The organism is Bacteroidia bacterium (assembly GCA_025056095.1).
Lineage (GTDB): Bacteria > Bacteroidota > Bacteroidia > JANWVE01 > JANWVE01 > JANWVE01.
Genome location: JANWVW010000058.1, coordinates 1 through 12,994 on the forward strand (window position 1 = coordinate 1; position 12,994 = coordinate 12,994).

A 12,994-nucleotide genomic window follows, 5' to 3' on the forward strand; every position below is an offset into this window, starting at 1 on the left:
GTTAGCGTAGCCCGTAGCACGCCGACCTTGTGGGCATGAGCGCAAGCGAAACGCCCACAAGGGCACGCCCAAAAAAATTAAAACTTTAAACACATTCGTAGAGCAATCTGTAATTTTTCATTGTCTTTGTTTTTGTGGAATAAATATAATAGATTTGCATAACTTTTTACCAACAATTTATGACCAAAATACCCTTTGGACGATACTCTGATGGCTTCAAAGCTAAATCCAAAAGCGATAAGTGGAACGAGTGTGATATCGAATATGCCCAAAAAAACTACTCAAAGTCTTATCCTGCTTTCATGGAATACTTAAAAGATGATGAACTCGATAATGTTAAATACACTATAAACAGACAAAAAATAAACTTTGAAATTTTTCAAGGCTCAAAGGTACTTAGAGGATATATTGATATAGACAATCAAAGAATTGTAGCAGAAGCCCCTGTAGCTAAATTAGAGCGCAAAAGTGTGGCTGCTATGCGCCGATTATTAGAGATGAACTTTAACCTTAATTACACACGCTTTTGCTTGAAGGAAGATGATACCATTGTCTTAAAATATGACTCTAATATAGAAGGTGGACATCCACGTAAATTGTACTATGCTTTCAAAGAAGCAGCCGTACGGGCAGATAAACAAGATGATTTATTAACTGCTGATTTTACAGGGGCTATTTCTATGATAGATGATAGCCATATTATTCATGAAAGTGAAGCCCATAAAGAAATTAAATACAAGTACCTTGTCAAGTGGATAAATGATTTTTTAAGCCGCTATCCACAGTTAGAAGAAAAAAATTTAGATGGTGCAATAGGGTATTTAGTGTTAAGCCTTATCTACAAGATAGATTTTTTGCTTAGCCCCGAAGGCAAATTGATGCACGATTTAGAAGCCATGAATCAGATTTATTGGAAAAGTTCTGAAACAACCTTGCGAGAACGAAATAGAGAAATTATTACTATACTTAAGGAAATTCTTAGCAGAGATAAAGCTGCTGTACTTAAAGACTTTTACCACTCTATTCAAACATTTGGCATAGGTAAGCCCGTACATCATGACGATGTAGTGCGCTCTATTTGCAGCGCTAATCCTAATCATGAGTGGTATAAAGAAAATGGATATTTAGACGTAGCCATTTCTGTGGTTGAATACGGTTTGTCTTATTGTTCTTTTCACTATGGCTTGCCTGATATTACTAAAAACTGGATAGTTTTGATGTATCAAATTCTTGAACCTGATTTTTTTACAGAAATGGGCTACAGCGAAAAGCTTTACGATGCCTCTACAAACACTTTCAACATTCCTGCTATCATGGCTAAAATTTATCAAATTCAAACAGAAGCCCATCATTATTTTCCTTATATCAATCTACTTGGTGCAGGAGAGCTCAAGTATACTTCTCTACTGGACTTTTTGCTATCTTATACTAATGCTATTGCTAATCTCAACTATCAAAGGGCTTTTTAATTATGAACTTGCAAGAATTGATTGATAAACTACAACCTATTATTATTCAGATTGCTACCCCCCAAAGCACGGGCACAGGGTTCTATGTGGGTGATTTTAACGTTATTGTAACTAATCATCATGTGGTAAAGGAAAATACACAAGTAAGAATTAGTGGTAAAACCTTTCCACAAGCAATGGCGCCTGTCTTTTTTTGGGATGAAAAGCACGATCTTGCCTTTATTCGCCCACCAGAAAACCATAAAATGCCAAATATTCCATTAGACAAAGACCCTCCCCGCGATGGGGAACCCGTAGTGGCTATCGGACATCCTTTTGGACAAAACTATACCGCTACCTCTGGGATTATTTCAAAAGCAGAACGCATACGAAATGGAATTGCTTACATTCAAACTGATGCTGCTATCAATCCTGGAAACAGCGGAGGTCCTTTGGTCAACAAAGAAGGTGAAATTATTGGGATAAATTCTTTCATCATATCGGGAGGAGATGGCTTAGGTTTTGCCCTACCTGTAAGATATCTACATAACGCATTCGAAGATTATAGAAATGTTGCAGAGTATGGAGTACATGCAGTTAGGTGTCCTTCTTGCAATACCGTAGTAACGCCAACTACTATTGACGGTAAATATTGTCCTTCTTGCGGCGCAGAGATTAAAATACCTAAATGCGATACAGAAGACACTTACGTTCCCGAAGGCATTGCAGCGGAAATAGAAAAAATCATAAAGGCGCTTGGCAAAGATGTACGTTTATCTCGCAGAGGATTCAATAATTGGGAAATTTATGAGGGTAGTGCCAAAATTTGGATAAACTTTAATCCAGAAACCTATTTTATCATCGGTGACGCGTACTTGTGCCATATACCTAAACAAAACATAGCATCCTTATACGAATACTTGCTTCGCGAAAATGATAAGTTAGAAGGGCTATCGCTAAGTATTAACAAGCAAAATATTGTACTGTCTGTGATTATTTATGAGCAAGATTTTAACTACAACTACGCACTCAAAGTATTCAAGGATTTATTCTTAAAAGCAGACTACTATGACACTATCTTAATAGAACAATTTGGTGCGCTACCACGCATAGAGGAATAATCTGCTTTTCATATCAGAAAAGAATGTAAATAATTTGTTTCTCTGCTCAAACAGATATATTTATTCCTCCAACACAGGATAAGCATTAAAAATTTTAGTGGGGGCATTTTTATCCATTAAAAGGGTAATTGTTATTCCTTCTTTGGTTTTACCTATTCTTTTTTCGCTCTGGATTAGTTTGCTATTTTGATAAGCTTCCTCAATTTTATCAAGAGTGTGTTGAATAGACCATTCTTGGGGAAAGAAAGTACTATGCTCTTTTTCGCAAAATATACCGTTATGCTCCATGCTTATCTTTGCGGTAAAAATGCCTTGTTTATTTTTCTTTTTTATTTTCTTTATTTTTACATATCCACATTTTTCGGCTGAAATGTGATGACAGCCTGAGCATTCCCCGCTTGACTTAAAATCTCCCCGAAAGATATGGTCAAAACCTTTTGGCGTAAGATGATGAAGGTTGTACGCTCTATAATCAGGAGGGCAGGTTTTAACTCTACATTTAGAACCTTGTAAGGTAAGTACGAAAAAAATGAATGAGATAAATAGCAAACGTTGTTTCATAATTCAAGTACTAGGCTAAATGTAAATATAGTGTTTTTTTTGGTTTTGAATAGCTTGTTATGTTCTATTTTTTGTGGGGTTATCAACGTATATCCCCAATAAACTTATGGCGCACTACTTCAGCTTCCACAATAAATATTACTTGTTCTGCTACATCGTTAATATGGTCAGCTAAGCGCTCCAAATCTTTAGAAATTAAAATGTATTGAATGGCATAGTCTGTATGCTGAACGTTTTCAATAATCTTATTTTTCAAGTAACCAAAGTTCTCTGCGTTTAACCTGTTAATAATTACATCATACAAACGAACGTTGTGTGCTACATCTGAATCACGCTTTTGTACTGCTTGTACCATACCTTTAATCATTTTTGTTATTATGCGACACATTTCCTGAATGGCGTTAGGCACATACAAATGACCTGAATATTGTTGATGAATGTAGATACATTTACGGCATATATTTTCAGATATATCCCCTATGCGTTCTAAGTTTATGACTATTGGCATAACAGCCATCAGGTAGCGGCTATCTTGCTCTGAAAGCGTTTGAGTATAATAAATTTTTTGGCACAGTTTTTCAATTTTTACATCATGCTTGTCCACAGCTTTATCGCGTTCAATGACCAGATTAGCCAGTTCTAAGTTAAAGTCTTGAATAACCCTAAAGGTAAATTCTACTTGCTCTTCTACTAAAACAAGCATTTTATGCAGGCGAGACTTCAATTTTTCAAAATCATTATCGGGAATATAAATCATGAGGAGCGTGCTGAAAAAATAAGCACGCAAAAATAACAACAATGCAGTATAAAAAATGCAGTTTTACAATAAAATAATACTCAACCTTATTTTGCTACTGTCATTTTATTTGATAATTTTGTGGAAATAAATTCTCAAAGCCCATGACCTTTGACGAATATCTAAAAAAGAAAAAAATCAATCCTGATGCCTTTAAAGCAGAGCGACCCGAAGAATATCAAAAATTGAAAGCATTTTTTGACGGATCAGGAGAAGCTAACTTCAATAACGCAAAAAAATTTATTATCAATCAAATTCGTAGGGAGTTTCACCTCAAATAAACGTGGTGAAAGTAGTTGGAATTACGGGGGGGATAGGTTCGGGCAAAACTACGGTATGCAAATGGTTTGAAGCCCAATCTATCCCTGTTTACTATGCCGATGCCCAAGCTAAATGGCTTATGAACCATAACGCCGAACTAATCCAAAAAATAAAAATGCATTTCGGCGAAGATGTTTACGAAAACAATACGCTAAACCGAACTAAACTTGCAAACCTTGTTTTTCGGGATAATGTCAAGCTTAATCTTCTTAATAAGCTTGTGCATCCTGCTGTATTTGCCCATTTTGAAGAGTGGAAAGCCCAGCATGCCCATTTAGATTTTGTGCTCAAAGAAGCAGCTTTGATGTATGAAAGTCAATCTTATCTTCAAGTTGATGCAGTGATAGTAGTTTATGCGCCTATTTCTGTGCGTTTGGAGCGAGTGTGTCGGCGGGATAATGTGAGTTCAGAGGATGTATTAGTCCGAGCAGAAAAACAACTCTCTGATGACTACAAATTGCACAAAGCAGATTATGTCATTTACAATGATGGTGTACATGATTTGAATAGTCAGTTGGAAGCTGCTCAAAAATGGATAAAGCGTGTCGTAGGTTAGGTTTATTTTTGAGTAAGTAAGCGTTTGAGTTTTCGATTTTTAGTTTTTGTTTTTTTTGGGCGTGCCCTTGTGGGCGTTTCGCTGCGCTCATGCCCACAAGGTCGGCGTGCTACGGGCTATGCTATCGCTTCGGTGCTTCGCTTCGCTGCGCACCGTGCTGACGCACGCCCTTCGCATGCCTCACGCAAAGGATCTCTGAAACCATTGTTTCTTTGTTTCATATACCAAGTTTTAGCTTGTAAGTGCTTGTGCTTCAAGCTCAAACAAGGTAAAGACCTGATTGCAAAGGTCATCTGCGTGAGGGGCATGGAGCATGCCGTTAGGCAGTACGAAGCGCAGCGAAGTACCGAAGCGAAGCGCAGTGCGGAATGCCCCGACCCTTGCGTCAGCAAGGGGCACGCCCAAAAACCTATTCAAAAAACTAACAAGCCCTGCAAAACATACGCAAGGCTTGTTGTATAATTGCTTGTCGTTTTATTCTACTACAAATTTCTCTGTTTTACCTTGTCGCTGCTCTCGAATGAAATACATTCCTTTGGGCAAACTAATCTCTATTCTATTTTTGCCAGGTGATAGTCTATAAAATTCCAAAGCTTTGCCTGAAATATCTATCAGTTCGTACTCTTGCACAGTATTCATGAAATTTTCTATGACCAAGTAATTCTGAACAGGGTTCGGATACAGAGAGAAAGCAGCTTTTCTATCAATTATCTCATCTTCAACAGAAGTACTAGCCAAATCCAGCTTTGTAACAAAGGCGTTATAGAGTCCTTCTTTTGTCTTTTGAAATGCAGTCATGGTAATGTCATAATTTTCTGACAAAGTCCAACCTGTTACATAAACATTACCGCTGCCGTCCAAGGCTATACCATTACCTTCCTCATCGTTGCTTCCCCCAATGTATGTAGAGTAAACTAATCCACTTCCTGATGCATTGAGCTTTGTAACGAAAGCATCTTTGTTCCCTTCTTTTGTAGTTTGAAAGCTTCCTGTACTGACATCGTAATTCGCTGAAAACGTAAAGCCCGTTATATGTGCATTTCCACCGTTATCTACGACAATATCACTACCTTCGTCATGATCACTTCCGCCAATATAAGTAGAGTAGATTAAAACTGTTCCCAAATTGTTCAATTTTGTAACAAAAACATCTCTTGCACCTCCTCCAAAAGTAGTTTGAAAAGCGCCCGAAGTAACATCGTAGTTGTTTGAGTTTGTATGTCCTGTAATGTAGGCATTTCCGCTTGCATCTACCGCAATACTTGTACCCCAGTCAGCACCACTACCCCCAATATAAGTAGAATAAACTAATCCAGTTCCCGCAGTATTGAATTTTGTAACAAAGACATCTATTCCTCCTCCGTTTGTAGATTGAAACACACCTGAAGTAACGTCATAGTTAGTGGATTGAGTATAACCTGTTACGTATGCAAAGCCGTTGGCATCTACTGCTATGCCGTAGCCCTGATCGCTATTAGATCCGCCAATGTATGTAGAATAAACTAGGCTACTTCCAGACGCATTCAACTTTGTAACAAAAGCATCAAAAAAAGCAATTGAGGATCCTCCACCGTGAGTGGTTTGAAATGCACCTGAAGTAACGTCATAGTTAGTGGAAGCTGTTATGCCTGTTATGTAAGCATTACCATTACCATCTACAGCAATACCTAAGCCCTCATCTTGCTCACTTCCCCCGAGAAAAGTAGAATAGATTACTGAACCCGCCGAGTTGAACTTGGTAACAAAAGCATCGCCTTTACCTTCGTAAATAGCTTGAAATATTCCCGTAGTAACGTCGTAATTAGGTGACTCCGTGTAGCCTGTTATATATACACTACCGCTGCCATCTACAGCTATACTGAATGCATCTTCAACCTCGCTACCTCCGATATAAGTAGAATAGACCAATCCTGTTCCAGTGGGGTTTAATTTCGTAACAAAAGCATCGTAGCTTCCACCGTTTGTGGTTTGGAATGCACCTGGGGTCGTGTCGTAGCTAGTTGAATTAGTATGACCTGCTATGTATGCATTACCGTTGGCATCCACGGCTATATCATAGCCTCGATCAACGTTGTTTCCACCAAGGTAAGTAGAATAAATGAGAGGATCAATGACCACTACCTTACTTTTGTCATATTCTCCTAATTCAATTTGCCAAAATTGTCCATTTTTGACAAATTTACTTGATATAGTACGGCTATCTTGATAAGTACGTAGATCTGCAAATGCTACTTCTCCAAAGCGTGTTGTAAAACATAGCTGATGCTCATCTTTGGCATAAGCCTTATCCTGCCCTCTTAGCTGAAACTTAATTTGAGAGACATCAGCGTATGGATGTACTATGAAATCATACCGTAGCCTGTTTTTATCGAAGTAGTATCTAATGTCTATTCCTTCATATACGTTTTTTATTATAGCTTCTTTATACAGTCCCACATAAGTGGCGTGCTTGGTTGGATCGTTGCCGATAAAGTAGTTATAGTAGCCTTCTTGCTGCTTTTTACCTTCTCGTGTAGGGTTGGGATTGTGGTTTTGTAGTTCAAATAAAACTCTGTGTCCAATGATAATTTCATTTTCGTGGTTACGGCTAGATCTACTTTTGGGTAGTGCACTGCGGCTAAACTCGGCATTTGGGTTATATTCAATTTTGTAGAAAGTGTAATTTACGCCGTATTTAGTAATCCAAGCGTCTAAGCCGCCCATGCGGCAAAGGTAAAGCACATCACTATCCCACTGACCTTTGTTTTCAATAAAAAATAGTCGGTCAGCTTTGCTCAATGTATTTTGAGCATGATGATTTTGTCCGTAGACAGCTATTAAACAAAGCATTACGGACATTAGTAATGAATTTTGAACTCTCATAACTTTTCAAGATAATTTGCTTGCCAAAGTTAAAAATTGAGCTTTAATTTTACAAGTATCAAAGTGCTTTCAAATATCTCAAAATTTGTTTAGCAGGCAATAATGCAGGCAATGAGTAACGGTTACTTTTTTATTTTATTTTTGGGCGTGCCCTTGCTGCGCAAGGGTCGGGGCGTTCCGCACTACGCTTCGCTTCGGTGCTCCGCTAACGCTACGCACTGCTCTTGCGGGCATGCTCCATGCCTCTCACGCAGATTACCTTTGCAGTATATCGTTACTTTGTTTAAGCTTCAAGCACAAGTACTTACAAGCTAAAACCTAGTATAAGATACAGAAAAACGATTTTTTCAGAGATCTCTTGCGTGAGATATCCAAAGGGCGTGCATTAGCACAGTGCACCGTACTCCGACCGAACATTAGTGCAGAGGACACTCAAAAAAATAAAATAACCTATTCTTTTTACAAATTAAAGTTTAGGCTGTATGTTCATATTGTAGAACATAAAAGCCCACTTATCTGCTTCCTCTTCAATAATTTTAGAGGTAGATTTACCTGCTCCATGTCCCGCATCGGTTTCTATACGTATAAGTACAGGATTTTCCCCTTTTTGATGCGCTTGTAATTTAGCAATGAACTTGAAAGAATGGGCAGGAACTACCCTATCATCATGGTCAGCAGTGGTTACTAAGGTAGCAGGGTAATAGGCTTCTTTTATATTGTGCAAAGGTGAATAAGCATATAAGTTTTTGAAGTCTACTTCTGTACTATCTGCACAGCCATATTCGGGTATCCAGCCCCAGCCTACGGTAAATTTGTGATAGCGCAGCATATCCATTACGCCTACAGCAGGAAAAGCTACTTTGTACAATTCAGGCCGCTGCGTCATACAAGCACCTACTAATAAACCTCCATTCGACCCGCCTGCAATAGCTAACTTTTCAGAATTGGTATATTTGAGTGCAATTAAATGCTCTGCGGCAGCAATGAAGTCATTAAACACATTTTGTTTATTGAGCCGCATACCTGCTTTGTGCCATTCTTCACCAAACTCCCCTCCACCTCGCAAGTTTGCCATAGCAAATACACCGCCATTTTCTAATAATATCATTCGGCTTGCACTAAAATTTGGTGTCAGATTTACATTAAATCCTCCATAGCCGTACAATAAGGTAGGATTGTTCCCATTAAGCACTAAACCTTTTTTATGCACTACAAAAATAGGAACTTTCGTGCCATCTTTACTTGTGGCAAAAATTTGTTTAGTTTCGTAATCATCGGGATTGAAAGAAACCTTTGGGCTAAAATGTAAAACTGATTCATTTTTTTCTATGTCATACCTGTAAATAGTGGGGGGATAAGTAAACGAAGTGAACATGTAAAATGCACTCTTGTCTTCTTTTTTGCCCTCAAAACCATCTACTGTGCCCAAAGCAGGCAATTTTACTTCTCTGATGTTTTTGCCTTCATAATCCATTTGATAAACTTTGTTATTAGCATTTTCAAGGTATTTAGCAAATATTTTACCTCCGCAAACTGTAACTTCTTCTAAAAGATGCTCCTTTTCAGGAATAATAGTTTGCCACTTTTCTTTTTGAGGATTTTTGAGGTCAATCAGAACTAGTCTGTATTTAGGTGCATCAATGTCTGTACGGACTAAAAACTTACCGTTGATATGGTCAATTACACTACTTTTGTATTTAAAACCTGTAAACAAAGCCTCAAACTTACTAAAAGGATTGGATAAATCTTTGTAATAAGTTTCAAAGCCGTCTGTTCCTGATGCAACTGTCATAATCAAATACTTTTTATCTTCCGTTACAGCTGCGGAATGATATAAGAGGGGCTTTTCGTTATTTCGGTAGATGAGTTTGTCTTTATCTTGGCTATCTCCAACTTTGTGCTCGTAAATACTATGAAATTGGTTTTGTCCTGAAAGTTCTTTTCCTTTTTCAGGTTCAGGATAACGGCTATAAAAAAAGCTCGTATTGTCTTTCCAAGCAACGTTTGAAAACTTTACCCACTTTAAGACATCGGGCAGTTTCTTTTTAGTAGCAACTTCCATGATATAAATTTCACTCCAATCTGAACCTGCGGAAGATTGCGCGTAAGCAATATACCTATTATCAGGAGAAGCACTTAATAGGCGTACAGAAGTAGTACCGTTTTTGTCTATCTCATTGGGGTCTATAAATACTTCGGGGGTACCAGAAAGCCCTTTTTGTATGTAGATGACACTTTGATTTTGTAGCCCCGTATTATGATAAAAAAAGTAGTATTCTCCGACTTTGATAGGTACAGAAAATTTTTCAAAGTTGAATATTTTTTCTAGTCTTTGTTTGATCGCGTTTCGGTACGGAATTTTTTGCAAGTAATCAAAAGTAACTTTGTTTTGGGCTTTTACCCATTCTGCTACCTTTGGACTTTTATCGTCTTCAAGCCACCGGTACTCATCTTGAACAGTTTTACCAAAGTAGGTATCTATTTGGTTTACCTTTTCTGTAACAGGATACTTTAACGCTGCTTTAGAATGAGTTTTGTTTTTACATCCTTGAAATGCTCCGAAAAGCAGCGCAGCACAAATGGTATAGTACAGCCCTATATAAGTTTTCATCTTTCTTTTGGCAAATATAGAATGATATACATCGGATTTGCAAATTTTATTTATGCTGATAAAGGTTACATATTTTTGCAATTCATACTTTTTTAGTAGATTTGCCACATGGAATGGGTATACCAAGAAGTACATGGAACGACTGCACAAAAGATTCAAAGTCTTTCTGAGCAGCTCAATAATGCACCTTATCCATTATGCGAGGTTTTAGTCAAAAGAGGCATAGATACCTATGAAAAAGCCAAGTATTTTTTCAAGCCAGAGTTAAGTGATTTGCATGATCCTTTTTTAATGAAAGACATGGATAAAGCTGTGCAAAGAGTACAACAAGCTATTGAAAGAAAGGAAAAAATATTGATTTACGGCGATTACGATGTAGATGGCACTACTGCCGTAAGTCTTTTTTATTGGTTTTTTGAGCCTTTTTACAAAGATTACATCGATTTTTATATCCCTGACCGAAATAAAGAAGGATACGGCATTTCATGGCAAGGTATTGATTATGCAGAAGCAAATAATTTTAGTTTAGTTATTGCTCTGGATTGTGGCATTACGGCTTGCGATAAAGTAGAATATGCCCAAAGTAAAGGAATTGATTTTATTATCTGCGACCACCATTTACCTGGTAACTCTATTCCTAACGCCGTAGCAGTCCTGGACCCAAAACGAAATGACTGTTCTTATCCTTACAAAGAATTGAGCGGCTGTGGAGTAGGGTTTAAACTCTGTCAAGCCCTAGCAATGAAAATGGGTATTCCCATGCAAAAAGTCTATGATTTATTGGATTTAGTGGCTATTTCTATTGCTTCCGACTTGGTAGATGCAACAGGAGAAAACAGAGTTATGATGCACTATGGTATGAAGTTAATTGCAGAGAAGCCGCGTAGCAGTATCCAAGCACTTATGCAAGTATCAGGATTAAGCGGGGGAAAGATAGATACTTATGACATAGTATTCAAACTAGGACCTAGAATTAACGCTGCAGGGCGTTTAGAGCATGCTAAATACGCTGTGGAGCTACTTACTTGTCAAAAAGATATATCGCAAGAGTTAGCTAATTACCTCAATAAACTTAATCAGGACAGAAAAAATTTTGAGAAAAAAATAACCGAAGAAGCCGTTTCTCTTATCAGTAACAATGAGGTTTATAGCCAAAGAAAAAGTATAGTTTTATGTAAAGAAGATTGGCACAAGGGTGTAATCGGAATCGCCGCTTCAAAAATTGTAGAAAGATACTACCGACCTACAATCCTACTCACAGAATCGGAAGGTAGGTTAGTAGGTTCAGCACGTAGTGTATATGAATTTGATATTTATGAGGCTATTGCAGCGTGTAGAGATTTGTTACTACAATACGGTGGACATAAATATGCCGCAGGATTAGCACTAAAAAAAGAAAATTTAGAGTCATTTACACATAAATTTGAAGAGGTAGTGTCTGCTACTGTAAAACCTGATAGTCTTAAACCTGTTCTCAATATTGATGCTACTTGCCAATTTAGTGATTTTTCTAATGATGGAGGAAGATTTATCCGTATTCTCAAACGAATGGCACCCTTTGGACCTGTAAACATGGCTCCTGTTTTCAAGTCTGAAAGAGTTTCTCTTTACACTAATGGCGGAGAGGGCTACAGAGTAGTAGGCGAACAGCACTTGCAGCTTACTCTTACACAAGATAATCAAACCGCATTTGCAGCTATTGCATTTGGAATGGGAACACCTGAAGTTTTGCAAAAGCTCAAAAAGCATAAATACTTTAATGTAGCGTATCATTTAGAAGAAAATGAATACAATAATCAAGTAACTCTGCAACTTCGCATAAAAGATTTGCAGTGGTTGTGAAAACTTGTTATTGATGAGTGTAGTAAATGTACTTTCGTTGTATAATCTGCTTTGTAGGGGGTGCATACACTATTTCATTTCTACTGCCTTCGAAAAATTTTAACGCTCCCCCTGCAAAACTTGATACACAAATTGATACCGCTCTACGCCTTTTTCTAAACTGTACACTTCCACTGCGCTCTGACGAATGTGATGCGTGGGCTGTTTGAGCATTTCTAACAATTGCCGAACACTTTTATGGTAGGACTCAATAGAAAAGTCTTCAACTAACACTCCACTACGTGTTTTCTCAACGATTGCATCCACGTCCCCTATACCTTTGTTACATACAATAGGAATGCTCATTCCCATTAGTTCGCCTTGCTTTGTAGGTGAAGTGCCTTTTTTAGAATACGTAGGTTTAATAAAAAACAAGGATGCATCAAATAAAGACAAGTATAAGGGCACTTCTTCTCGCTTGGCTTCTCGAACAATAATTTTATCACTTTCTATACCTATTTGTTCGGCTTTTTGATATACCATTGCTGGGCTATCAGGAGTAACAAAAAGAAAAACTGCGTTTTCATAGTATTCTAAAAATACTTTGAACCAAGCTAGCATTTCTTCAAGCATGTACCATGTACCTAATGAACCTAAATATCCAATCACTTTTTGGTGAGGTTGTATGTTCAGCCTTTTTTGTAGCAACTCTTTATCTTTGGGAGAAATTTTATCTGCATTAAAGTGGTCAATGTCTGCACAGCAAGGGATAACTTCTATTCGAATGTTTTGCATACCTGGCCAAGATAGAATTTCCTGCTTAGCGTTTTCTGTCAAGCTGATGGAATAATCTGCATATTGTAAAAATTGGCGTTCTTTATGTTTAAAGTACTTGTA

Annotated in this window: 11 protein-coding genes; 6 read left to right on the forward strand and 5 right to left on the reverse strand. The window is 37.6% G+C overall.

From position 1 onward, the window contains the following. Positions 1-179: 179 nt before the first annotated feature. Positions 180-1,469, forward strand: coding sequence for a YbjN domain-containing protein (locus tag NZ519_06260; GenBank protein MCS7028355.1), 1,290 nt, complete (start codon positions 180-182; stop codon positions 1,467-1,469). Positions 1,470-1,471: 2 nt separating this feature from the next. Further along, positions 1,472-2,569 (forward strand): trypsin-like peptidase domain-containing protein, encoded by a 1,098-nt coding sequence (locus NZ519_06265; GenBank protein MCS7028356.1) that lies wholly within the window; start codon positions 1,472-1,474, stop codon positions 2,567-2,569. A 60-nt stretch (positions 2,570-2,629) separates the two neighbouring features. Here the strand turns inward: NZ519_06265 and NZ519_06270 are convergent, their stop codons facing one another. Together NZ519_06270 and NZ519_06275 are read right to left on the reverse strand one after the other, a co-directional pair. Beyond that, on the reverse strand, positions 2,630-3,130 hold the full coding sequence (locus tag NZ519_06270; GenBank protein MCS7028357.1) for an EndoU domain-containing protein: 501 nt from the start codon (positions 3,128-3,130) through the stop codon (positions 2,630-2,632). An 82-nt stretch (positions 3,131-3,212) separates the two neighbouring features. Then, complete coding sequence (locus tag NZ519_06275; protein MCS7028358.1) at positions 3,213-3,917, reverse strand: phosphate uptake regulator PhoU; 705 nt, start codon at positions 3,915-3,917, stop codon at positions 3,213-3,215. A gap of 113 nt (positions 3,918-4,030) precedes the next feature. Here NZ519_06275 and NZ519_06280 point away from each other — a divergent pair, with 113 nt between their 5' ends. The 3 genes from NZ519_06280 (at position 4,031) to NZ519_06290 (ending at position 5,265) form a co-directional block, all read left to right on the forward strand. Beyond that, positions 4,031-4,207, forward strand: a complete 177-nt coding sequence (locus tag NZ519_06280; GenBank protein MCS7028359.1) for a hypothetical protein — start codon at positions 4,031-4,033, stop codon at positions 4,205-4,207. A 2-nt stretch (positions 4,208-4,209) separates the two neighbouring features. Further along, complete coding sequence (gene coaE / locus NZ519_06285) at positions 4,210-4,803, forward strand: dephospho-CoA kinase (protein ID MCS7028360.1); 594 nt, start codon at positions 4,210-4,212, stop codon at positions 4,801-4,803. Positions 4,804-4,872: 69 nt separating this feature from the next. Then, on the forward strand, positions 4,873-5,265 hold the full coding sequence (locus NZ519_06290) for a hypothetical protein (GenBank protein MCS7028361.1): 393 nt from the start codon (positions 4,873-4,875) through the stop codon (positions 5,263-5,265). 12 nt (positions 5,266-5,277) lie between these two features. Here the strand turns inward: NZ519_06290 and NZ519_06295 are convergent, their stop codons facing one another. Together NZ519_06295 and NZ519_06300 are read right to left on the reverse strand one after the other, a co-directional pair. Next, positions 5,278-7,665 carry an SBBP repeat-containing protein gene (locus NZ519_06295; GenBank protein MCS7028362.1) on the reverse strand — a complete coding sequence of 796 codons (2,388 nt, stop codon included), beginning with the start codon at positions 7,663-7,665 and terminating at the stop codon, positions 5,278-5,280. A gap of 466 nt (positions 7,666-8,131) precedes the next feature. Next, positions 8,132-10,276: a prolyl oligopeptidase family serine peptidase gene (locus NZ519_06300; GenBank protein MCS7028363.1), complete on the reverse strand. Its 2,145-nt coding sequence runs from the start codon at positions 10,274-10,276 to the stop codon at positions 8,132-8,134. A 108-nt stretch (positions 10,277-10,384) separates the two neighbouring features. Here NZ519_06300 and recJ point away from each other — a divergent pair, with 108 nt between their 5' ends. After that, positions 10,385-12,118, forward strand: coding sequence for a single-stranded-DNA-specific exonuclease RecJ (recJ, locus tag NZ519_06305; protein ID MCS7028364.1), 1,734 nt, complete (start codon positions 10,385-10,387; stop codon positions 12,116-12,118). A gap of 99 nt (positions 12,119-12,217) precedes the next feature. Here recJ and NZ519_06310 read toward each other — a convergent pair. Continuing rightward, positions 12,218-12,994: glycosyltransferase (locus NZ519_06310; protein MCS7028365.1), on the reverse strand; the 777-nt coding region annotated here is incomplete at its 5' end.